Annotated in this window: 15 protein-coding genes; 6 read left to right on the top strand and 9 right to left on the bottom strand. The window is 28.4% G+C overall.

The genetic code is table 11. The features are described from left to right. Positions 1–138 precede the first annotated feature (138 nt). On the bottom strand, positions 139–5,889 hold the full coding sequence (locus BHAMNSH16_RS02565; protein WP_069731716.1) for an Ig-like domain-containing alpha-2-macroglobulin family protein: 5,751 nt from the start codon (positions 5,887–5,889) through the stop codon (positions 139–141). A gap of 173 nt (positions 5,890–6,062) precedes the next feature. Next, on the bottom strand, positions 6,063–7,055 hold the full coding sequence (hemH, locus tag BHAMNSH16_RS02560) for a ferrochelatase (protein ID WP_069731715.1): 993 nt from the start codon (positions 7,053–7,055) through the stop codon (positions 6,063–6,065). Between the two features lie 199 nt (positions 7,056–7,254). On the opposite strand from hemH, the gene BHAMNSH16_RS02555 reads away from it, so the two are divergent. The 3 genes from BHAMNSH16_RS02555 (at position 7,255) to BHAMNSH16_RS02545 (ending at position 10,419) form a co-directional block, all read left to right on the top strand. Continuing rightward, positions 7,255–8,706 (top strand): catalase, encoded by a 1,452-nt coding sequence (locus BHAMNSH16_RS02555; RefSeq protein ID WP_008726981.1) that lies wholly within the window; start codon positions 7,255–7,257, stop codon positions 8,704–8,706. Positions 8,707–8,881: 175 nt separating this feature from the next. Then, positions 8,882–9,721, top strand: a complete 840-nt coding sequence (gene dapF / locus BHAMNSH16_RS02550; protein WP_008726980.1) for a diaminopimelate epimerase — start codon at positions 8,882–8,884, stop codon at positions 9,719–9,721. A 140-nt stretch (positions 9,722–9,861) separates the two neighbouring features. Continuing rightward, entirely contained in the window at positions 9,862–10,419 is a 558-nt protein-coding gene (locus BHAMNSH16_RS02545; protein ID WP_008726978.1) for a lytic transglycosylase domain-containing protein, read from the top strand. 36 nt (positions 10,420–10,455) lie between these two features. Here the strand turns inward: BHAMNSH16_RS02545 and flgG are convergent, their stop codons facing one another. From flgG to BHAMNSH16_RS02520, 5 genes are all read right to left on the bottom strand, one after another. Beyond that, positions 10,456–11,250, bottom strand: a complete 795-nt coding sequence (gene flgG, locus BHAMNSH16_RS02540) for a flagellar basal-body rod protein FlgG (RefSeq protein ID WP_008726144.1) — start codon at positions 11,248–11,250, stop codon at positions 10,456–10,458. A gap of 818 nt (positions 11,251–12,068) precedes the next feature. Continuing rightward, positions 12,069–13,112, bottom strand: coding sequence for an AAA family ATPase (locus tag BHAMNSH16_RS02535; protein WP_008726977.1), 1,044 nt, complete (start codon positions 13,110–13,112; stop codon positions 12,069–12,071). A gap of 30 nt (positions 13,113–13,142) precedes the next feature. After that, positions 13,143–13,652 carry a BatD family protein gene (locus BHAMNSH16_RS02530; RefSeq protein WP_039953833.1) on the bottom strand — a complete coding sequence of 170 codons (510 nt, stop codon included), beginning with the start codon at positions 13,650–13,652 and terminating at the stop codon, positions 13,143–13,145. Positions 13,653–13,723: 71 nt separating this feature from the next. Further along, positions 13,724–18,568: a type ISP restriction/modification enzyme gene (locus BHAMNSH16_RS02525; protein ID WP_069731714.1), complete on the bottom strand. Its 4,845-nt coding sequence runs from the start codon at positions 18,566–18,568 to the stop codon at positions 13,724–13,726. Positions 18,569–18,630: 62 nt separating this feature from the next. Further along, positions 18,631–19,377 (bottom strand): hypothetical protein, encoded by a 747-nt coding sequence (locus BHAMNSH16_RS02520; RefSeq protein ID WP_008729326.1) that lies wholly within the window; start codon positions 19,375–19,377, stop codon positions 18,631–18,633. A gap of 275 nt (positions 19,378–19,652) precedes the next feature. Here BHAMNSH16_RS02520 and BHAMNSH16_RS02515 point away from each other — a divergent pair, with 275 nt between their 5' ends. Then, positions 19,653–20,966, top strand: coding sequence for an MATE family efflux transporter (locus tag BHAMNSH16_RS02515; RefSeq protein WP_008729327.1), 1,314 nt, complete (start codon positions 19,653–19,655; stop codon positions 20,964–20,966). Positions 20,967–21,440: 474 nt separating this feature from the next. After that, positions 21,441–21,935 carry a septum formation initiator family protein gene (locus BHAMNSH16_RS02510; RefSeq protein ID WP_008729328.1) on the top strand — a complete coding sequence of 165 codons (495 nt, stop codon included), beginning with the start codon at positions 21,441–21,443 and terminating at the stop codon, positions 21,933–21,935. Between the two features lie 95 nt (positions 21,936–22,030). On the opposite strand, the gene BHAMNSH16_RS02505 is transcribed toward BHAMNSH16_RS02510, so the two are convergent. Beyond that, positions 22,031–22,633 (bottom strand): hypothetical protein, encoded by a 603-nt coding sequence (locus tag BHAMNSH16_RS02505; protein WP_008729329.1) that lies wholly within the window; start codon positions 22,631–22,633, stop codon positions 22,031–22,033. Then, the gene (locus BHAMNSH16_RS02500; RefSeq protein ID WP_069731713.1) at positions 22,633–24,102 is read right to left on the bottom strand and encodes a CsgG/HfaB family protein; all 1,470 of its coding nucleotides are present in this window, start codon (positions 24,100–24,102) and stop codon (positions 22,633–22,635) included. Before BHAMNSH16_RS02500 ends, BHAMNSH16_RS02505 begins: the two co-directional genes overlap by 1 nt. A 151-nt stretch (positions 24,103–24,253) precedes the next feature. On the opposite strand from BHAMNSH16_RS02500, the gene BHAMNSH16_RS02495 reads away from it, so the two are divergent. Beyond that, positions 24,254–24,694, top strand: coding sequence for a YbaB/EbfC family nucleoid-associated protein (locus tag BHAMNSH16_RS02495; RefSeq protein ID WP_008729330.1), 441 nt, complete (start codon positions 24,254–24,256; stop codon positions 24,692–24,694). The last annotated feature ends 2 nt before the right edge of the window (positions 24,695–24,696 follow it).

Below are 24,696 nucleotides of genomic sequence, written 5' to 3'. Positions count from 1 at the left end.
ATAATAGAAATAAATAAATATCATATAATATACTAAATTTCCAATTTTAATGTATTATAATTTCTTTTAAATAGTAAAAGGTGATACCTTAAAAGATACCGCCCTTAAAATTTTATTATAATAAGTTAAAATATTAAATTATTTAGCCTCTATAACAACTTTATGCTGTCCGTCATAACCAAATACTTCTGGATTGTACATCTCTTCAGCTTTAGTAGCAGGAAGCAAATATTCACCCGGTGTAGCTGCTCTAACTACATATTTGTATACATACTCTCCCTTATCAAGTATATCAGCAAATAATAATATTTTGTCATTATAGTTTTCTGTATGATTGAATCCGCCCCACCAGCTTGTACCTTGATTGCCTGTAATGTTTTTCACTTCGCTGCTTTCTGTAGCAAATGAAGAGTTTAATATTCTCATACCTGAAGCAATAGGAGTGTCAACTACAACAAAATGTCTCTCATAAGGAACTGTAAGTTTCACCACAACAACATATTCTTCGCCTTGTTTGAATCTATCTTTTGTAAGGTCTAATACTTTACCGTCTTTAGTTTGATACTCTCTTACAACTTTTATTCCGGCATCTCTATTAACTGCTAAATCACGAGGTGCATAAGTAAGTCTTACTCCGTAATAAAGTCTTCCCTCTCCGTTTCTTTTAATATTTGCTAAAGCACTTCTAGTGTTTGAATTGCTTAATCTGTCATTTATAAACTCATCTAATGCATAATTTTTTGTTAGGCTAGGCTGAGTTCTTGAACTGAATGTTTCTGCAAGTATAGTTTGTCCCTGATATATAAACTCTGCTTTGAAATTAGGACTAACATTTTCGTATTTTTTATAATACATATTCATAGCAGCAAATACTGAAACATTATCCTGAGTATTTAAATATCTGCCGTTTTTTCTTGACTGAACAAGCCAGCGAACCACTTTTTCATTAATAGCATTATCATATCCTGTTTCTATTAATGCATATAAAGCAACAGAAGTATCTCTCACTGATGAAGAGTGTATCCAATAAAGATTGGAATATCTTTCCTCAAGCTCATAATGTGCAGTAGTAGGGTCTTCTTTAATAGTATTAAGTATATACTGCCTTACATTAGTAAATGCATTATTGTCGTATTTGTTATAATACATAGCCCTCATTAACTGAACCTGTCCATAGAAAGGAATATTATTAACTTCTGGGTATATTCTATCTATTATAGCTTTTACATCATTAGTATTGTATCCGCCCTCAGCAAGAACTGCAGCAATATAAGCTATAGAAGATAAATTAATGTATTCATCATTCCAGAAGCTAGGTTTTTCAGCATTTCCGCTTTTAGCATAATTGTTTATATATTCCAATGCCAACTGCAAAGAGTTTTCATCAACAGCGTATCCTTCTTTTTTAGCCTTAATCATAGCATCAGCAGCATAAGCAGTAAGCCATGGAGATATCCAAGTTTTGCTAGGCCAGTATGAGAATCCTCCGTTAAGACTTTGATATGTCGGCATAGTTTTCAAGAAATCAGTTACTGTCTTATCTAATTCTGCCTCTGATATATCAGTAAGTTTCATGTCTACTAATAATCTTTTACTTGTTATTATAGGATAAACTCTTGACAACTGCTGCTCTAAACAAAGATATGGATAATTAATAAGATAATTAATTCCTCCAGAAAGCTCACTAAATGCACTAGGCGACATATAAACTTCCAAACTTCCAGCACCTTTATACGCTTCTGTAATATTAGGTACTCTTATCATCAAGTCGGTATTATTGTTTGTAGTGCTTGAAAATACTGCAACTGATTCTGTAGTCATAGGTACATTAACTTCAAATGATTTCTCTACAGCATCAGTATATTCTCCGCCTTTAGCAAGTATTGTAACTTTAGCTTCTCCTCTGTTTGTAGCTATAATATCAAATCTTACATCAGCATTTCCGCCTTTAGGAACTGTTATTTTTTGAACATCATTTTCTATCATAGCATTAGAAGCAGCAGCCTGAACTTCTATTTCCAAATCTTTATCAGAATAGTTATAAACCAAAGTACCAGCTTTTAATTTATCTTCAACATAAGCAAACTCTGGAAGTGTAGGCATAAGCATAATATTTTTCTTAACTACAACAACATCATCAGAAGCACCGAAATAACCGTCTTTATTTATAGCAGAAGCCATTATTCTAAATGATGTAATATTATCTGGTAAATTAAATGTAACTGTAGCTTTACCCTCAGCATCAGTTTTTACTCTTCCTTGATAGAATGCAGTAGTAAGGAAATTTTTTCTTATGCTGAATACGTCCATACCCATAGCTTCAGCTTTAGCCATAAGTGAAGCATTAGCTCTCATACCATCTCCGCCCGGTGTATCTCCTTTCTCTCCGTAGTTACGCTGACCTATTAAATGTATTCTTGTATCGGCACTTGCAACACTCAAAGGTCTTTTTCCGTAGAATGTATTAAACCAATTAGGAGTTTTGTATCCTATTAAATTTAATACTCCCACATCAACAACGCTTAACATTATTTCTGTTTCCATAGGTTTGCTTTCTTTTGTTTCAACATACAAATCAACTGTCATCTCATCGCGAGGCTCTAAGCTGTCAGCAGATTTTGTTATTTTTACATTAAGCTCTTTTTCACGCGGAGAAACTGAAAGTCCTGCATAACCTATTTTAAATGACGGCTTACCTTCATCAGTGGCATAATTAGTATAAGCCTCATTTTCAACTCTTCCTTTAACAAGTGAAACACCTACATAAACATTAGGTAAATATTCTGGTTTTATAGGTACTTCTATTAAAGCAGTAGAGCCTTCTATATTTGTTACAAAAGAATCTATTACATATTCTCTTTCAACTGTTACCAAAGCAGTAGCAGATTCATAAGGAGATTTTACCATTATTCTAGCTGTTTCATAAGGTTTATATTCTTCTTTTTCTGTGATAAGCTCTAGCAAATCATCATCAAACATAGCCCAAGGAGCATAATCTTTACCTATAACATACATATACTCATCAGAAGCAACTTCTCTGTTTTTAGAATCTTTTGCTCTTGCCAATACTATATAAAGTCCAGAGTTTGTAGGAGTAAAACTAAAAGCAACAGGGTCTTTAGATGTTGTAACTGTAGTAGTTTCAACAACATCATCAATTTGTTTAGATTCCCATTCAAATCTTCCGCCTGTTATAGCCTTTTTCACAGATTCCCAATGTCTTCTTATAACCTGTACTTCTATTTTTTTGCCTTCAAGTCTATTGCCTTCTGGGTCTGCTGCTATAAACTCTAATTGCGTAGGCTTGTCAGTTTCCAAGAAATAGCCTTGTCTTTTTATACCTATATAATAATCACTTCCATGAACCAATACGCTTTTAGTTGTGCTTACTCTTTGAGAATCCTCGCCTGATACGGTTGATTCTATAGTAACATAAGCTGCATGTATTGAACGGCTTGCATCTACAGTAGGAGCATAAGCATATTCTCCGTTTTCATCTAATGAAGCTGTGCCGTTTGCTATCATAGAATAATAATTATTATAATACTCATCTTCAAACCAGCTTAATTTTGTAAATCTGAATCCTGCATTATTAGGCGGAGTAAAGAAAGTTTCATTCATAGATATATTATAATCTACCTGATTTGATATCATAGGCTCACCGAATAAATACCAGCCAGACATTTTTATAGGCATAGTATCGCCTAAATAATAATTTTTATCTTCAACCCATAATCTGCTTTCATATTCTAAAGGTTTAAACTCTTCTACTCTAAAACTTTGTGATAAACTGTATGAAGTATTTTCTTCTCTGTCATTATTAGAATCGCTTTTAAACTCGGCATTTACATTATAATAACCTGTAGGAGCATCGGCTGGAAGTGTAAAATCTATCAAATAAGAACCATATTCATTTAAAGTAATTGTTCCTTTATGTATCTCTTCACCTCTTGAATTGTTGATTGTAAATGTTCCGTTTTTCAAATCATTAGGTATCTGCCAACTGCCTATTTTATTTTCCCTTATAACACCTTTTATATGTACCTCTTCTCCTGGTTTATAAATACCTCTTTCTGTAAACATAGAGCCGTTATAATCTTTAGTAGGAGGAGCATCATTATAGCTAATATCCATTCTCCAAGGTGAAACGCCAGTACCCCAATCACTATTTATAAAAGATACATCATCTCCTTTTGTAACTATAGCCCATTGTCTTGGTGATGACCATCTGCTTACTCTGTTTATACCTAAAGTTCTAAATCCTTTAGTAGTGGCTATTCCGTTTTCATCGGTAATTGCTTTTTCTAATACTCTGTTAAAGTCATCTCTTATTTCTACAGTAGCTCCTTCAATAGGCATTCCTGTTTTTAAATCTGTTACGAATATTGTATTTGAATCACCTGAGAATTTTCCTGTTACTCCCATAGATGTAATTTGTATCTGTGAAGATGATGAATAGTCATACTGACTTTGATATCCAGTCTTACTTTTAAACTCTATTGATAAAAGTCCGTACTGTTTATTATTCATATAGTTTGTTAAATAAAGTGCTGTTGTGATGTATCTGTTTCTTTCAACATCTGGAGTGTATTGTGTAGTATTATTATATCCTAATAAGTTTTTATATTGATTTGTATAATTTCTAAACTCTGCACTTTCATCATATCTGTATACTTCTCTATTTACAAACAAGAAAGGTATAATATTTTCTTTATCAACATATCTACTTTGTATATTAATAGTATTAGGATTCATTACCTGTACTGGAAGTTTTATTCCTTCATAAGATTCTACAACTCCCATTCCAGAAGGTATAGAAAGGCTTGGATTATAGTCTGTAACATTTAATGTAATGTTTTGTTCTTCTCCTAAAGTTTGACCGTAAGCATCTTTAAGACTTCCGTTTATTTTTATATTGTATGTAATATTAGGATTAAATCTGAGTGAATAAAGTGAAAAACTTTTAGAGCTCCAAGAGTTTTGCTGAATATCCTCTTCTGTAGGAAGCTGAATTGCTGGAGTGATTTCAATATTTCTTATCAAGTCAGCCCATTCAACTCTTGTAGAAAAATTAATTCTAGGAGCTTCTGGAGAATATGATGCCGTTACTGTCTGCTCACTATCTCCATTGAAATAGAATTCATCATGTGTAGAAAAAGTAAAACTATCATTATCTGCAGTTCCTAAATTTCCATTAATTGCAGCAAGCCCCTCTTCTATATACACTGTTATTTTATCGTTCTTATCTAAAACACTTTTAGGCTTTATAACTAATACCTGTTCAAGTTTGTATTCATTAGTTTCCCATTCTCTTAAATCTTCTAATCTTGCATATCTAACATCAAAATCTATATTCTTGTAGGTATTGCTTGAAATTAATTCTATATTTTCTTTGGCACTTTCAAGATATATAGGCATATTATAATAAACAACTATATTAACATCAGTAGCCAAATCTGACTGTCTGTCATAAGGAGAGCTTTTCTGCATTATAGGTCTTAAAGTATTAAAAGTCCAAGTATAATCATTTTCTAATACTTCTCCCGTAAGTTCGCTTTTTATTCCTTTTTTAAGCGTAACTTCAATAGCTGTATTATCCGGCAAAGGCTCGCTAGGATAAAATGCTAAAGTATTAATAGAAAGCCATCTATAACTTCCCTTAACATCTACATTAAAACTGAAATATTCATTAGTTACTTCTTTTATAGACTGCAAAGCAACCATCTGCTGATTGAATGTTACAGTTATTGCCTCATAGTTATATCTGCTAGTATTTTCTCCTATTGGACTTGTTCTATCAATAGCAACTGCTGCAAACATACTTACCCCCATTATAAATAACATAATAGCAGAATAATAAATAGTTTTCAATTTTAACATATTTAACATAAACTTCTCCGACAAACTATATTTTTAATTTTATAAAGTTATATCATATATAAATTAAAAGTAAACTACAAAAGTAAAAATATTTTATACATATTATACTCTAATATTTTTTATTTACTATAAAATTACATATCAGTATATAAAACTAAAAAAATATAAAAAAGTGCTATTTATTAAATAATTTTCTTACTATAACTAATATTAAGTTCTTTATTCATTTTTGATAATTCAATAATAGTTTTGGCAAAATATGTGCTGTCATTTAAACAAGGGCATAGTATAAAATCTTTAATATCATATTTATTTAATGCCTCTTTTCTGTATTCTATATCTATTTCATAAATAGTTTCAGAATTATCTATAGTAAATGCTAAAGGATATATTATTAATTTTTCACCTCTGTATTTTTTTACCATGTCTATTGTAGTGGGAGAAAGCCATTCTAGTTTTCCTATTTTTGACTGATAAGAAAGTACAATATCTTTAAAATGTAATCCTTCTTTATAAAGTTTATCTTTTAGTATTTCTGCATTACAATTGCATTCATATTTATAAGGATCTCCTTTATCAATATACATTTTAGGTATAGAATGAGCAGAAAATATTAATATGTATTCTTCACTATTTTTATCTTTTATAGAGTCTTTTATTAATTCTACTATAGCATTATTATAATATTCATTGTCATAGTATCTGTCTATTATATTTATTTTGGGATTATATTTTAATTTTTTCATAGCCTTATAAATACTTTCTAATGATGATTTTACAGTAACTTCTGAATACTGAGGATACATACTAAATAATGTGATTTCTGTAACATTATTATGTTTTAGTTCTTTTAATACATCATAAGATAAAGGATTACTATAATTCATAGCATATTTATAATCTTTTGAACTGTCCAATTCATTAAGTTTATTGACTAGTTTTTCTGTATATTCATTTATTGGAGATTTTCCTCCTATTGCTTCATAGTGTTTTATTACATTGGGCTTAATCTTATTTACTATCTTTTTTGCTATAATGCTTCTCATAAAACTATTTTTTATATTTAATATATGATAATCATTAAACATATTGATTAAAAATGTGTCTACATCTTTTATGCTGTTAGCTCCTCCCATATTAAAAAGTATAACTGTTTCTTTTTTATCATTGTTCATAATATATAATCCTTATTAATAATATTTATTATTAAGTATATATTTTTATTAATTATTAGTCAATACTTGTTAAAATTTTTTATTATTTAATATTTTTTATCAATATTTTATAATAATTTTCATAAATAGACTTGAAATAAAATATATTATTTAATATAATATATTTATTGATAATAAATACTATTAAGGAGTTTTTAATATGTCAGACAAAAAATTAACAACTGAATTCGGTGCTCCGGTTGAAAATAATCAGCATTCTATTACAGCAGGTGCTAGAGGACCTATGCTTTTACAAGATGTATGGTTTATGGAAAAGATGGCACATTTTGACAGAGAAGTTATACCTGAAAGAAGAATGCATGCTAAAGGTTCAGGTGCTTATGGTACATTCACTGTAACTCATGATATTACACAATATACCAAAGCAAAAATATTTTCTGAAGTTGGAAAGAAAACTGATTTATTTGTAAGATTTTCTACAGTGGCAGGTGAGAGAGGTGCGGCAGATGCTGAGAGAGATATAAGAGGTTTTGCTATTAAATTTTATACTGAAGAAGGAAACTGGGATTTAGTTGGAAATAACACTCCTGTATTTTATTTCAGAGATCCTTTAAAATTTCCGGATCTAAACCATGCTGTAAAGAGAGATCCTAAAACTAATATGAGAAGTGCTCAGAATAAATGGGATTTTCTCACTTCTTTACCTGAAGCCATTCACCAAATAACTATAGATATGAGCGACAGAGGCATACCTTATAGTTACAGATACATGCATGGTTTCAGCAGTCATGCTTATAGTTTCATAAACAAAGAAGGTAAGAGATATTGGGTAAAATTCCATTTCAAAACTCAGCAGGGTATTAAAAATTTAACAGATGCTGAAGCCGAAGCGATAATAGCAAAAGACAGAGAAAGTTCTCAGAAAGATTTATTTGAAGCTATAGAAAGAGGAGATTTTCCTAGATGGAATATGAAAATTCAAATAATGACTGAAGAGCAGGCTAATGCAAGCAAAAGAAATCCATTTGATTTAACAAAAACTTGGTCTCAAAAAGAATATCCTTTAATTGATGTTGGAGTTTTAGAATTAAATAGAAACCCTGAAAATTATTTTGCTGAGGTAGAGCAATCAGCATTTAGTCCTTCTACAATAGTTCCGGGTATAGGATTCTCACCAGACAGAATGCTTCAAGGAAGATTATTTTCATATACTGATACACAAAGATATAGGCTTGGAGTTAACTATTCAAGCATACCTGTAAATGCTCCAAAATTTAAACCTAACACTTATCATAGAGACGGATATATGCGTGTAGAGTCTAATGGTTCTAAAGTGGAATATGAGCCAAACTCTCAGGGAGAATGGAAGGAGCAGAGGGAATATGCTGAACCTCCTCTAAAAATTTACGGTGATGCATACAGATATGATCACAGAGAAGATGATGATGATTATTACACTGATGCAAGAGCTTTATTCAATCTTATGACAGATGCTCAAAAACAAGTATTATTTGAAAATACTGCAAGAGATATGAACGGAGTTACTAAGGAAGTACAATTAAGACATATAAAAAATTGTATGAATGTTGATAAGGCTTATGGACTTGGGGTTGCTAAGGCATTGGGCTTTGATGAGAAAAACATAAAATAAATAAATATAAAACTTTGCATATATAAATAAATATAAAATAAATTATCAAATTTTAATCCATGCAGCTAATATCTATATTATAAAGGTATTAGCTGTATTTTTATAAAATGTTTACTTAATTTAAATTATATTATAGAATATAAAAATAATATAAAAAATGTTTTAAGGGTTTATTATGACTTTATCTTTTACTAAAATGCATGGAATAGGAAATGATTATATTTATGTGGATTGCTTTAAAGAGAAATTTACTCCAGAAGATGCTTCTAAATATTCTCCAATACTAAGTAATAGGCATTATTCTATAGGAGCAGATGGAATTATACTTATAATGCCTAGTGATAAAGCTGATGCTAAAATGAGAATGTTTAATGCTGACGGAAGCGAATCTGAGATGTGCGGTAATGGTATAAGATGCGTAGCTAAATATGTTTATGATAAGGGCATAAGTAAAAATAATCCTCTAAAAATAGAAACATTAAGAGGAATATTGGATGCTGAATTATTTATAAAGAATGATGAAGTTGATAAAGTTGAAATTAATATGAGTTCTCCTATATTTGAGGGGCTTAAAATACCTACAACTATAGATAAAAATCCTATTATTGATGAGCATATAACATTTAATGGTAAAACATACTATTTTACTGCTGTATCTATGGGAAATCCTCATGCTGTGATATTTATAGATGATATTGATAATTTGGATATAAATTCTATAGGAAGCTATATAGAAAATAATAGTATATTCCCTAATAGAACTAATGTTGAATTTGTAGAGATAATAAATAGGGGAGAGGTGAAGCAGAGAACTTGGGAGAGAGGAAGCGGTGAAACTTTAGCATGCGGTACAGGTGCTTCAGCTGTATGTGCTGCCGGATTTATAAGCAAAAGAACTGATAGTATTATACTTAATCATCTTTTAGGCGGTGATTTAATATTAAGATATGAGAATAATACAGTATTTATGAAAGGTGAGGCAAGATATTCTTTTGAAGGAATTGTTATATTATGATTTTTTATATAGTGTAATTATATATGTAAAAAAATATATTTTTTAACTGACATTTTTTAAAAAAATGTTAATATTTAAAATATAGTTTGTGTTTTTTGATATTAGATAATTAATAGGATATTAAATCTAACAGGAGGTTTATGAAAAGAGCAGTTATAATATTAGTCTTATTTCTTTGTAATCTCAATTTGGAGACGCATAGTTTCAATATCAATGATTATTCTTTTCCTTCCAATGATTGGGTAACATTGATTAAAGATGTATCTAATCATTATAGTCAGGATTTTTGGTTTATAAAAGATGTTTTTGATGTTTGCAGTAACTATGATGTTGATCCTTTATTAATGGTTGCTTTAATTAAAGTGGAAAGCAGTTTCATACCTACAGCACTTTCAAGAAAGAATGCTTATGGATACTGCCAAATAACTCCTATTGCAAATAAAGATGTTGATCCTAGTTTAAATAGATATAATCCAAGAGATAATATTGTACTTGGCGTAAGGTTTATAAATAAAATTTTAGATAAATTTGACGGAGATATAGTGAAGTCTCTTAGATATTATAATGCCGGAAATGCATATGATGTATATGGAGAATCGTATGCTGAGAAGATAAAATATGAATATAATACTATGGTTAGTCTTTATGTGAAAGATGAAAGTTCTTATGGTGCTATATACAGAAAAGAGGCCTTTTAAAGCCCCTTATCTATTACTAGTTATGTATATTCTTAATTATCTTTTTAAGTTTACAACAGTAGCGAGTAAGTTATCACTAGTTTGTACTGCTTTTGAGTTCATCTCATAAGCTCTTTGTGCAACTATCATATCAACCATTTCATCAACAACTTTAACATTTGACATTTCAACGAAGCCTTGATGTATTCTAGGAAATCCGTTAGCACCAGGTTCGCCTTCAAAAGCAGGTCCGCTTGCTATGGTTTCTTTATACAAGTTATCGCCTATAGAAAGAAGTCCGGGCTGATTGATGAATCTATGAAGTGTAATTTGTCCTATTTCTACAGGGTCATTTTCATCTCCTATTTTTACAGATACAACACCTTCTCTTGATATGCTTATCTGTTCTACCAAAAAGTTTTCAGGGAATACTATTTCTGGGACTAATCTGTATCCGTTTGAAGTAACCATTTGACCGTTAGCATCAATTTTGAAAGATCCGTCTCTAGTATATGAAACGCTTCCGTCTGGCATTAATACTTGAAAGAAACCTTCTCCTTCCAATGCCAAGTCAAGTTTATTTCCTGTTGCCTGTAGAGAGCCTTGATCAAACATTTTTTGTGTAGAAGCACTTTTTACACCTAGTCCTGTTTGAAGTCCTACAGGTCTTACTGTATCTTCTGTGGCTGGTGTGCCTTGTATTTTTAAGTTTTGATATATTAAATCTTCAAAATCAGCTCTTACTTTTTTATATCCTATAGTGTTAACATTGGCAAGGTTATTTGCGATAGTATCAGTTTTAAATTGCATACCGTTCATACCGCTTGCTGCTGTCCATAAAGAACGTACCATATAATACACTCCATTATCTTATAAATTTATTATATTATATATTCGGTAATTACAAAAATTGCTTTATAGAATTTATATAAAAAATATTATGTTAAGTTGTTTAATCTGTTTTGATAGTAAAATGTTAAAGATAACATTATATCTTAATATAATTAAAAAATGAATATATATTTAAGTTATTAAAAAATCCCAATTAAGTTAATAATCAGGCTTTAATAATCAATTATTTTTATAAACTAATATTTTAAAGAACATTTATATTTGCAAGCAGATTTTTTTATTATTGCTAATAAAAATTGTTCACTGAAAATGTCTGCCAAGTAAACTTAGCAGACGCTCACAATTTTTATATTACAATTAATCATATATAATAAAAAAGCCAGATTAAATTAATAATCAGGCTTTAACAATCAATCATTTTTATAAACTAATATTTTAAGGAACATTTATATTTGAAAGCAGGCTTTTTATTATTGCTAATAAAAATTGTTCACTGAAAATGTCTGCAAAGTAAACTTAGCAGACGCTCACAATTTTTATATTACAATTAATCATATATAATAAAAAAGCCAGATTAACTTAATAATCAGGCTTTAATAATCAATCATTTTTTTATAAACTAATATTTTAAGGGACATTTATATTTGCAAGCAGATTTTTTTATTATTGCTAATAAAAATTGTTCGCTGAAAATGTCTGCCAAGTAAACTTAGCAGACGCTCACAATTTTTATATTACAATTAATCATATATAATAAAAAAGCCAGATTAAATTAATAATCAGGCTTTAACAATCAATCATTTTTATAAACTAATATTTTAAGGCACATTTATATTTGCTAGCAGATTTTCTATAATCATATCGCTTGTTACATTTTCAGCCTGTGCTTCATAGCTTACGCTTATTCTGTGTCTTAATATCTCATAGGCAACAGCTCTTATATCTTCAGGCATTACAAATCCTCTGCCCTGCATCATAGCATTTGCTTTTGCGGCTTTAGTCAAATATATTCCTGCTCTTGGAGAAGCTCCGTATTCTATGTATTCGCTTTGAAGTTTATAATCTTTAGGATTTCTTGTCGCATCTATAATGTTCACTATATAATCGATCAGTCTTTCTTCTATATGAATTTGATTGGCTAATTTTCTTAATTTTTCTATAGTTTCTATAGTTGTTATAGGTTTTAATTCTGCCGGTTTGGAAGATGACATGTTTTTTATTATAGTTTTTTCTTCACTTTTAGTAGGGTATTTTACTATAACTTTAAGCATAAATCTATCAACCTGAGCTTCAGGAAGAGGATATGTTCCCTCCTGTTCTATAGGGTTCTGAGTGGCTAATACCAAAAATACATCAGGAAGTTTATATGTTTTATCTCCTATAGTAACCTGATGTTCTCCCATAGCCTCTAAAAGTGCTGACTGTACTTTAGCAGGCGAACGGTTTATCTCATCTGCTAATATTATATTAGAAAATATAGGTCCTTGTTTAGGAAGAAATACAGAATTTTTTATATCATAAATTTCAGTACCTACTATATCAGCAGGAAGCAAATCCGGTGTGAACTGTATTCTTTTATAGCTTGCATCTATTGTGCTTGCCAATGATTTTACGGTTAATGTTTTTGCAAGTCCCGGTACTCCTTCTAATAACACATGCCCATCGCATATAATTCCTAATAGAAGTTTATCGAGCATGTTTTCTTGCCCAATTATTACCTTTTTTATTTCATTTTTTATAGCATTTACAACATCAAGAGCCATTTTTGAGGCTTCTGATATAGCCTGTAAATCCCTGCTCGCACTGGCTATTTCATTACTGATTTCATTCGTATTTTCGCTGTTATTCAAATTATCTGTCATATATTATTCCTCATAGTTCTATTATATATTTTAATTATGATTATTTTTATTTTCAAAGTTTTTTTTATTTAATTTATACTGATCTCTTATAAACTTATAAATTAAAAGTGCTATAAGAATTATTACTATCCATTGTCCTATCATTATTAATAGGAACCATGAACTGAATACTCTTATATTATATTCATCTATTATCTGCTCTTTTGGTACTAAACTGTTTCCTCTTTCTACATTATAATATCTCGCTTCCAACTCAGGTATTTTTAATTTTCCATTTCTTAAAGGCTTCATAGTATATATTATTTTATAATTCATAGTTGGAATTTCATTATCTTTATGTATAGTTTCTATTTCTACTCTTTCATTGAGAACTTCAAAATCGCTTATGGCATTCGTATTTATACCCTCTGCTTTAAATTTATCTGCATCTCCTGTATATATGAGAGTATACTCTAAATTCTGCCATGGATACATGTTTTTCTTACTCACTTTTTCTTCTACTATTACTATAGGGTATAGTGCATTTACTGTTATCATCATTAATAAAATATAGTATTTAATCATTAAAGTAGATTATATAAAAATATAAAAAAAGTCAATATATGAAATATTTATTCAAAGTTTAGTTTGCTAATTTCTTCTATTAATTTGGTACTTTTTATTGACATATTAATAATGCTAAGCATAAGCTCAAAAATATACCTGCCTCCGGAATAAAGATTAGGGTTATTAATAATACCGCTGTCTTTATCCTTTGATATCTGATACCTTTCTATCACCCAATCAATAGCACTCTTGCTGTTGATTTTATATTCATAAGCATTCTGAGGTATATCTATAATATCAATATTTTTATTGTATTCTATAGTTCTGCCATTATCTTTAATTTTCATTTTTTCAACATCATAAAAATCTTCTGCATCCATATCAGCAAGCAAACCATCTTTATATTCAAATTTATCCCATTTAGTATAACTTTCATAATTAATATGTAAATCTGCAAGCTCTTTTCCTAAAGCGGATAATTTCCTGAAATCTCTGCTTAACGGTATTCTAGGTGCTTCTTTAGATAGTTCATTTTCATACTCTTTTAAATAAGCTTTATGATGAAGCACACCATATATGTAGTAGAAAATATCTTCCTCATTAATAGAGCTGTCATTATAATGCTCCCTAAATATCCTCAAAGCATAATCGTTAATAGCATAATTCCTTATACCCGTATCATCATAAAAATAAAGCGGATATACCTGTGAATTAGGTAAAAACTGATAATCTATAATATCATTAGATATCAATACAGAAAATTCTTTACCTATCATAGCACTTGTAATAATACTTATATTTTCACTGTTATTTTTTGGAAATAATGATAAAAACTGAGAAGGTCTTTCATTCCATTCTTTGCTGTAATATAAATACTCTTTCATAAATGGTCTATACAATACTTCTCTTATATATATATCATTGTATTTTTCTATATTCTTTTTACTTATTAATCTCTTTTTTAATGCATCTGTCCAAGATATTTTTGTCTTATCTGTAGTGATATCATCATTATCAAGCATTCTATAATAATCTGTTTTCTTTACATTTACTAATTTATCTTTAAATTTGTTAAAATTAAATTTTGATAAATCTTTATTATAAGCATCAATACATTTTCTCATTGACTCTTTTATTTTTGATTTAGCAAAATTATATACCCAAGGATCTCTGCCTGATACAGAACCGCATCCATTTATATTAAAAATTACATAGTTATCTGAATTATTTATTTTTCTTAATTTTATATATTTTTCCCAGACTTCAGAATTCATTCTTTTATTAATCCAGTCATTTTTCTCATTAGGCACTATATTTATAAAATTTATATTATTAATATTTTTAAACTCTTTTAATTTATATAATTTATCTTCTCTGCTTAAATAATCACCTATATCATAATAATAAATATTTCTTTCTTTTTTACTTTTATCTTTGATTAAAAATATAATAGCTATACTTGCCCTAGAACCTGCATCAAAAATTTTACCTCCTTCTTTTCTTGACAATTCTCCGCTTGTTCTCTGATTTCCTCTTAAATTAATTATATAAATATTGCTGAATTCTTCATATAATGATTTTCTTATTCCATCAGCACTTACTGAATCTATGAATGAGCCATTAGTTATAAAGCCTATTATTCCTTTATCTTCTAATCTTTTTGAGGCTATATATATTGACTGCACCAATGTATCTCTTGTATTTTTTGCTAATTTCGCATTTGAGTATTTCCCATAATTATTTTTTATTTCTTCCTCAAGTATTGGGTGTCTTATATTGGCATTATTATCATTTTGATTTTTTGCTCCTCCGAAATAAGGCGGATTGCCCAATATTACATTTATTTTTTCATTTAGTATATGTCTTCTTATTTCTTTATTCTCTTTAAGCTCGGCAAAGTCAAATACATCATTTTTATAGTCTTTTTTCTCTAAATAGTCCAAGCTGTCCGCTAAAGCTATATTTTTGAAGCCGCCTAAATTACTATTTCTTTCATTGGCGGCATTACTAATATTTATCATAGCTATATAGTATGCAAGCAGTATTATATCCTGAGCAAATAATTCATTCTTATATTTATTTTCTAAAGAATCATCATCTATTAAATTATTATCTTTCGATAAAAGTCTTGCTATAAAACTTCCTGTACCTGTAAATGGGTCGAATATTTTTACATTGCTACTGCTGAAATTTTGATTAAAATGCTTTTCTAACAATGCATTTATTGAATGAAGTATAAAGTCAACTGCTTCTATAGGAGTATAAACTACTCCCAATCTTTCGCTTTGCTTTTTGAATGCAGTTTTAAGAAAAGTATCATAAAGATTTTTTATTAATTCCTGTTTGCTTTTCTGACTCTTTGCAAGTTTGGCATTTTCTTTAACATTTTTATAAAGTTTATCCAAATCAGTAGTTTCTTCTCTGCCCAATCCTAATTTCTGAAGTTCATCCACTATTTTATCTAATGCATTGCTTATAGGGTTTTTATTAGAATCATCTCCGAAAAGTGCATCAAATATAGGCTTTGTAATAATATGCGAACATATCATATCTATAGCTTCATCTTCTTTTATATTTGAATGTATATTTTCTTTTAATGAATCCCAAAATACATTTAATATTTCAGGGTTTTTATCAAATATGTCTTTTAATCTTATATTTATAGTTTCTGCTATTTTTGCCGTTTTTGCAGAGAAACTCTCCCAATATCCTTTATCTCCTAATTTTGTAGGCATTACATTATATACAGAATTTGCTATATCCTGCAATGTAGTCAAATCAAATATATACTGTCCTTCTTCCTCATCTTTATTTTTACTGTCTTTTTTATCTTTTTTCTTTGGGTCTGTTTCTTTTGATGTGTTATCGCTTATTGCTATTTTTATTTTTTCTCTAAATACTGCTTCATCTACCAAACTAGGATCATGGCTTCTTAATGCTTTTAAGATATTCCATATATTTTGGAAATTTGTATTTTGTACTGCTTTATCAAGATTATCAATTTCATCTTGAGTTAATGCAATAGGAAGTATTATATATCCTGTTTCTTTGTCAGGAGCCTTTCTCATTACCCTTCCTACTGCCTGTATAATATCAACCATAGCATTTCTGCCGTCAAAAAATATTACTGTATCAAGTGCAGGAACATCAATACCTTCGCTTAAACATCTTGCATTAGATAAAACATTGCATGTATTTTCTGCCGGATTGTCTAATTCTGTGAGTTTATCTAATCTTATTTTTGCATCCATAGTACCGTCAATATGATCTATATATATATTAAGATTATTAAAAGAATCATTTTCTAATTTCTTATCATAGCATCTTATTATAGTTCCGAATGAGTTTTTAATATTTTTACTTGTAGCTATATTTCTGCAAAAACTTATAGCTCTTCTTGACGGATTTTTATCCATTTCATTCATAAAATCTTTATCTTCTTTATTATGAATATCTAAAGTAACTAAATCTTTTTTGCTTAATCCTTTATGCGTACCTATTATCTTACATACAAAATTATGATCTATAAGTTTATGATTAAGTTCTTTATTTTCAGCTTTAAGTTCTACTATGGCATTATTAGCTATTTCTGCTAAACTTTCAGATTTTAATACTAATATAATAACTTTATAGTCTGTTAAAAGCTGTTTATTTACTGCTTCTGCAAAATTTATGCTGTATATTTCATCTCCGTATATTTCTGTATCGTCCATAGAAAATATTTCGCTATCTCTTTCTTTTGCCTTAGCCTTACTTTTTTCTGTATACACTTTCGGAGTAGCTGTCATATATATACGCTTTTTAGCTTTTATATTCTCATCTTTATGGCATAGAACAAATCCATTCAATTCTTCATCTTTTACATCTCCAAATAAATATTCTTTGCTGTCTTTATTTGTATTATTAACCATAGCACCTACTGTTCTATGTGCTTCATCGCAAATCATCAAATCTATTTCAGGAAGTCCATTTTCTTGTGCTTTTTTTATATTATAAGAACTTTGATAAGTAGAAAATATTATAAATCTTTGTGAATTATTTTTAGCTTTATTATAAGTTTCTATTATATCCTCATACCTTGTAGACGGAGCATACGGTAATTCTATTGGGTCTGTATCATCTTCACTTTGTCCTGATTTACTATCACTGCATACTATAGATGCTAAAAAAGGATCAATCTTTTCTTTACAATATTCTCTAAAAGTTTGCCCTAATAATGCTATACTTGGTGCTAAAAATACTATTATTCCATTTTTATCTGTTATACTTTCTGCTATTTTTAAAGATGTAAATGTTTTCCCTGTACCGCATGCCATTATTAATTTTCCGCGTGTATTAGTAGGATTCTTAAAGTATTTTTTTGCATTATTTACTGCTTCTATTTGATGTTCTCTAAGTTTTTTCTTTTCTTGTATAGGCAATTCGGTTTGATTTTGGTTATTTATATCTATTTTTCCCCAATCTATATTTGAATTAATAAAATCTTCTGAAGTTATTAAATCTATTGGTATTTTCTTTCTAATCTGTTCTATTTCTTCTTTGGCTGTTTTTGTAATAGCTGATGTAGTTATAATTATTCCTTTTGAAAAATCTATATTATTTACACCGCTTTGCAGCTTTGATAAAAATGTAGATAAATTTTTAAATCCTATTGTATTATTTTCAAAAAACTTACACTGTACAGCAATGAATTTATTATCATGAGTTTCTATAACTATATCTATACCATCATCATTTTCATTTTCTCTATATTCCCATTCATTCCATAAGGATATTTTTTTGTATGAATTTGAAGTATTATTTTCATTAAGTAATTGCTTTGATATTTTTTCAAACAATTCTCCTTTTTTTCTATTTGTAATATCTAAATTTCTTAATTTATTAATAACATCTTCAAAATTTTGACTCATTGTTATCTCCATAAAAAACAATAAAAATTTTTTGTAATAAAAAGATTGTAATATTAAAATAATTATCTAAGGAATTGACTGAAATCAAATGTATATGATATAGATGCCCCTATTCCGAAATAAAATCCTGTTGATAATTGCTCTAAATACGGTGTAAAGTTTATAGACAAGCTTGCATCACTGTTTAATACTAAATAGAGACCTACTCCTAAATGATTAAGATACAATAAGGCATTATTATAAAAGTCATAAGCAAAATGATATTCTAAATATATACCTGCCAAAGAGAATCCGAATAATGCTCCCGGATAAACTCCGAAAGCTGTTTTTAATCTTATAGATTCAACAACTCCTCTAGGATCATCAAAATACATAGGAAGCTCAAAATTAAAAAATGCTGTAAAAAAGTCTCCTAAACCTATTAAATAGTGAAGCTGAGGATTAAGTCCGAATTTCTGCTTAGATGATCCGGGAAATAATACTTCAACAGCTCCTATGAATCCGTTGAAAAATTGGAATCTAGGCATTATAGAAAATTGAGGCTGTCCCTCCACACCTACGCCTATTTCCGGAATATAAGTTATAGGAACTATTCTTGCAAATATATCTAAATTTCTAAGTATTCCGAAATTTATCATTAAAGGACTCGATAAAGTGTATTTTTTTGTACCTATTCTGTCATTATTAAGATAAAGAGTTCCCCCAAGACGAAGTGCTCCTGTCATACCGGTATACATCTTGTAGGGAAAAGAATAAGCTAATGCTGATAATATTAACATTAAAACAAATGTGAATAAAAACTTTTTCATATATTATATCTTCTTATTTTCTATAGTAATACACTTTATATTATCTAATATAATATATTATGTAAAAAATATCAATAAATAAATATGATAAGTACTGCAATAAAATTGAGTATTTATAAAAAAAATTAGTCCAAAATTTGACTTATAATCTATATATGATATAATATCCGGCAAGTTCATCGGAGGACTTATTGGATAGAAAAATACCAAAGGTTGGATAAGATGTCTAATTATTAGATTTCTTTTTCAGCTTTTTATTTTTTAGGGGTTATTTTATGGATATTCTTAAAACTGATGTGAAGAAAATATTTTTTAAGTATCTATATGCTAGTTTCGGCAGTGCTTTAATAGCGGCAATTTATTCTATAGTTGATGTTGCTATGGTAGGGCAGTATGAGGGTGATAATGGAGCCGCTGCTTTAGCTGTATTTGCTCCTATATGGAATATAATATATAGCATAGGCATGTTATTTGGTATAGGTGGTTCTGTACTTTTTAGTAAGGCAAGAGGATCTGGAGAGCATGAAAAATCAAATATTTTCTTTACTTCTTCATTTATTGCTTTATCAATAGTTATATTTATAATTTGGGTTTTATCAATAATATTTGAAGATAATATACTTTATTTTTTCGGTGCTGATGATGTACTTTTAAGATTAGCTAAAATATATTTCCTTCCTATAAAGATAATTCTGCCTTTATTTTCATTCAGTCAGTTTTTTGCAGCATATCTTAGAAATGATAATGCCCCTATGAAAGCAACTATTGCCGTTATGGCTGGAGGTATATTTAATATATTTGGTGATTACTTTTTTGTATTTGTATGCGACATGGGTATATTTGGTGCCGGTCTTGCTACTGCTATAGGACAAGTTATCACTGCTTCAATTTTAATATCTCATCTATTTACAAAAAAGAATACTTTAAAATTTGTAAAAGTAAATAAATTATTTTCATTATCAAAAAACATTGTATCTATTGGTTTTTCTACATTTTTTATAGATATAGCAATGGGAATACTTGCTTTAATGTTTAATAATCAAATAATGAAATATTTTAATTCTTCTGCATTGGCGGTGTATTCTGTAATAATAAATATTAATATATTAGTTCAGTCATCAGCTTATGCAATAGGACAAGCTGCACAGCCTATAATATCTTCTAATTTGGGAGCAGGAAATATGGATAGAATAAAATCTGCAGTAAAATACGGTATATTTACAGCTTTAATATTGGCTATAGTTTCTACTTTATTTACATACTTTAATACAGATTTCTTAATGAAAGTATTTATGAAGCCTTCAGATGAAGCTTTAAGCATATCAAAAAATATTATGAGAGCTTATTTTATATCATTTTTGATACTTCCTTTTAATATATATGCCACATACTATTTTCAGGCTATAATGAAACCAGCTTCTTCATTTATAATTGCAATATTAAGGGGACTTATAATAAGCGGTATTTTAATATTTGTAATGCCTTTAATATTTGTAAGAGATAGTATATGGTATGTTATGCCTATTACAGAAGTTTTAACTTTTATAGTAACAGCAGTATTTTTTATAAAATATAGAACTTCAAAATGATTATATATTTTATAATGATGAAATAGAATGCAATTATTTATCATAGAAAAATATACTTGTTTCAAAAGTACTTAACAAGATTAATTATGAAAATTATTTAATTGTAAAACTACAAATATAATGTTTTATATGTTGTGTAATTTGTTATTTAGTATATAAATATGTGGTCTTTTGCGAAGCGTATACGAGCTTGTTGAGTATATAGTTTATCGCATGCCGTAGGAATGCTTTGCGATGAGACAAATAGGGCATACATAGCGTAGTCAAAATAAGGTGGTTACTGAAGGCATGCAGAGCGTGGAACGACTGTGAATCTCCAATTATTAAAACTGTAAATATTATTAAAAATTATTGTATAATAATATTACTGTATATATGTATCGAACTGCGGTAGGTATATTTATATATAAAGACTATTAACTTTAATAAATTACTTCCGATAATAAGTTGTATATTTAATAAGGTTAATAATTTATGTATTTTAATGTTAGAATCGGCTCTAAAATATTCTATAGTATCATATTAGTTGGAATAGCTTTTATGGTATATGTATTTGTGTTTAGCTCTAAAGGATTTCTTACATTAGATGCTAAAAAAATTATTATAGAAAGTAAAAAAAAGAGAGTTGAAGAATTAAACAGAAAGAAAATTCAAATATCAAATAACATAGAAAGGTTAAAAACTGATAAAGAATATATATTATCTTATGCTAAAACATTCGGCTATTTAGATGATACTAAAAATGAAAAGATTATAAAAATTATTAGAGATGATAATAAAGAGACAAAAAATACCGAACTTCAATCGCAATCAGATATAAAAGAAAGTGATAATTATTATATTAATATCAGGGGTGCTTTAATATTGGCATCGATGATAGCCCTTTGTTTCATAACATATTTACTTCTTATAAATAAAAATTTACTTCCAAAATTAAAAAAGAAAAAAATAATTATTTCCAGAGGTTAACTTATAAAACTAAAAAAATATTTATGTTTTTTAGTTTTCCGGTAATTACCGCTATATTTTAAAGTATGAATATAGATCATTAATACTTTTTAAAATTAAAGAGGATGATTTAAAGAAAACACAAATCCGGCATCTTTATTTATAGGTTCATAAAAAGGTACAAAGCTGAAAGTGAATCCGTCATTTTTTTTGTTGCCGAAGACTCTTTGATAGCTGTCATAAGCCACCGCAGCTCCGCAGAATAATCCTGCTGTTATTTCAAATAATGTAGTTGATATCCATAAAGTTTTATATCTGCTTCTTCCTGTAGTTGAAGTAGCAACATTTGAATTTTCTATAGAAGTTAAACCTAATGTCAAATAAGTTGCATAAGTATATGAAAAGAATGCCGTTAAAATAAAGGTTACTTCTGTATATCTGAAAGGATTACTTTTGCTTGTATCTTCTATTAAAACAGGAGAGCTTATAACACCATTTTGTTTTATAATATTTGTACCTTCCATATTAAAGAATGATTCAATACTGTTAGTATTTATATTATATTCTGTTTTTAACTGTTCATTTGTTTCTATTACGGGTTTTTTTTCTGTATTATTGCTTTCATTAGTTCCGTATTCTTTAGCTATATCCGAAAAGTAGAAAGCTCCAAAGAATGTGTTTGATATGATAAATAATATTGCTATGATTTTTGTACTCATTATAATATAAAAAATGCTCCAAATGTAAATTCTAATCCTGTAAGATTAACCGTTTTAATTTTCTCTGGTAAAGAAATTTCATTACCATCACTGAAAACACCTAAATTAATAGGATTAGTGTAAAATCTATATCCGACTCCTAAATTTAATCCTATAGTATCTGTGATATTATACTGTAAAGAAGCTATAGCCCCTATACCAAACATAATATCTCTTGAATCTATTTTAGAGCCGTTTTTCAAATAGCTATAATTATCGGTATAGTAATTTCCTCCGAATACTTCTCCTATAGTTGTGAAAGATATTCCCATACCTATATACGGAGAAATTACAAATCTTAAAACTTCCTGATATAAATTTATATTAATATCAAAATTAAATCTAGTATCTACTGCATAACTTGATTTTAAAAAGTCTCCGAATAATATCCCTATACTTAAATTTGGAGAAAATAATACTCCATTATATCCCATTTTTATATGCAGTCCTAAAGCATATTCATTCTTTTTTAATGATATTTTTATCTTTCCGCCATTTGGTTTTAAACTGCTCTGATATATTCTTTCTGTATTATTTATATTATAGGAAGCATAATTTAAGAATATTCCGATACCGAAATCGCCTATAACAGTTTCCCTTGCAATATCTCCTACCTGTATATTATTTCCTCTTGATATTTTTGCTATAGAATATTCATTGTTAAGTTCTTTTATTCTTAAAGTGCCTTTATAATTATATCCGCCGCTTATTATATTTCCGGAAGGAAGTATTATATCTTCTTTTTTGGAATAAACTTTAAATCTAGTTTTTGAATTTACTCCATGATTTTTACCTGCAAGCAATATAACATTTCCGCCGTCTACATCGGCTATTGTTAATGTTATTTTAAATATGCTTCTCATTTTGCTTTCAACTTTATAAGCTAAATTATTGCAGGCATCATCTATAAGACTTTCTCTTAAAGAATAAGAAGGGTATGTACTAGTGCTGTAATATGAAGAGCCTTCTAATTTTGAAGAGTAAAGTATTTTAGTAGTTTCAACATCCACTATTTGAAGCACCATTTCAACTGTAGAATATAAACTAAAACTTCCGTCATCATTATATTCTGCAGTAACATTGGCAGATATTATTTTTCCGGTTACTGCCTTTGAATAACCGTATATTTTACCAACTTCAATTACTTGCTTTTCTGTGATTCCTGTTAATTGAAGCTCCATTTCTTTTAAATATTTATCTAAATTTTTTCTATCTACTATGTTAAATCTATTCATTCTTGTCAATGAATTTTCTATTAAAGATGTCATTTTAGTACCTAAATTTTTTCCGTATCCTGATGATGTACTTTCTATTTCAAATACAGCTATATTCTCTTTTTCATAAGTTTCGCCTATTTCTTTTATCGTTTGCTGGGATAGCAATATAGATGGAAGTATAAGTATTAATAATATAATTCTTTTTATAAACATCTTAAATATACAGTTTTATTTTTGTTAAACTAATAAAGTATATGTTATATTCTTAAAATAAAAAAGTCAAATTTATACAGTTTTATTCTTATTGATAAATTATTAAAAAGAATATATATTATATCGTATTAATAAAAAGGAGTATAAAATTATGAGTGAAAACAGCATAAAATATAGTTCTGCAGGAAATTTGGTATGTTTAACTATGAATAAATCATATAATATAACTAGTTTTACTATAGATGAAAGTCTTTTAGCAAAAGATCAGAAAGAATTATTAGAAGAAATGATAAGTTCAAGCATTAATGAAGCTGTTTTAAAAGTAAATGAATTAAGAAAAAAATTAGAGGAAGAAGATTCTGATAATACTTCAGAGCAGGTTAAGCAGCAGCCTAATTTGTTTAATATGAATTTTAAAGATATGAATCAGATGTTTAATGATATAAGTAAAATGACTTCTGTAGAATATAAGGATGGCAAAATAAATATTTCTTTAGATTCTATAACTCCTGACATGATATCAAAGATGAATGATATGATGAATAACATTAATAATAAAAATAATGACGATGACAATAATAATAAGGAATAATT

It is taken from the genome of Brachyspira hampsonii (assembly GCF_002214805.1).
In the GTDB taxonomy this organism is placed as follows: domain Bacteria; phylum Spirochaetota; class Brachyspiria; order Brachyspirales; family Brachyspiraceae; genus Brachyspira; species Brachyspira hampsonii.
This window is presented reverse-complemented; position numbering and strand designations above follow the sequence as displayed.

Coding starts and splice junctions, on each gene's coding strand:
- BHAMNSH16_RS02510 (WP_008729328.1), top strand. CDS start 21,441: ATGTATTTTAATGTTAGAATCGGCTCTAAAATATTCTATAGTATCATA.
- BHAMNSH16_RS02520 (WP_008729326.1), bottom strand. CDS start 19,377: ATGAAAAAGTTTTTATTCACATTTGTTTTAATGTTAATATTATCAGCA.
- BHAMNSH16_RS02515 (WP_008729327.1), top strand. CDS start 19,653: ATGGATATTCTTAAAACTGATGTGAAGAAAATATTTTTTAAGTATCTA.
- dapF (WP_008726980.1), top strand. CDS start 8,882: ATGACTTTATCTTTTACTAAAATGCATGGAATAGGAAATGATTATATT.
- BHAMNSH16_RS02535 (WP_008726977.1), bottom strand. CDS start 13,112: ATGACAGATAATTTGAATAACAGCGAAAATACGAATGAAATCAGTAAT.
- hemH (WP_069731715.1), bottom strand. CDS start 7,055: ATGAACAATGATAAAAAAGAAACAGTTATACTTTTTAATATGGGAGGA.
- BHAMNSH16_RS02530 (WP_039953833.1), bottom strand. CDS start 13,652: ATGATGATAACAGTAAATGCACTATACCCTATAGTAATAGTAGAAGAA.
- BHAMNSH16_RS02565 (WP_069731716.1), bottom strand. CDS start 5,889: ATGTTAAATATGTTAAAATTGAAAACTATTTATTATTCTGCTATTATG.
- BHAMNSH16_RS02545 (WP_008726978.1), top strand. CDS start 9,862: ATGAAAAGAGCAGTTATAATATTAGTCTTATTTCTTTGTAATCTCAAT.
- BHAMNSH16_RS02500 (WP_069731713.1), bottom strand. CDS start 24,102: ATGTTTATAAAAAGAATTATATTATTAATACTTATACTTCCATCTATA.
- BHAMNSH16_RS02505 (WP_008729329.1), bottom strand. CDS start 22,633: ATGAGTACAAAAATCATAGCAATATTATTTATCATATCAAACACATTC.
- BHAMNSH16_RS02495 (WP_008729330.1), top strand. CDS start 24,254: ATGAGTGAAAACAGCATAAAATATAGTTCTGCAGGAAATTTGGTATGT.
- flgG (WP_008726144.1), bottom strand. CDS start 11,250: ATGGTACGTTCTTTATGGACAGCAGCAAGCGGTATGAACGGTATGCAA.
- BHAMNSH16_RS02555 (WP_008726981.1), top strand. CDS start 7,255: ATGTCAGACAAAAAATTAACAACTGAATTCGGTGCTCCGGTTGAAAAT.
- BHAMNSH16_RS02525 (WP_069731714.1), bottom strand. CDS start 18,568: ATGAGTCAAAATTTTGAAGATGTTATTAATAAATTAAGAAATTTAGAT.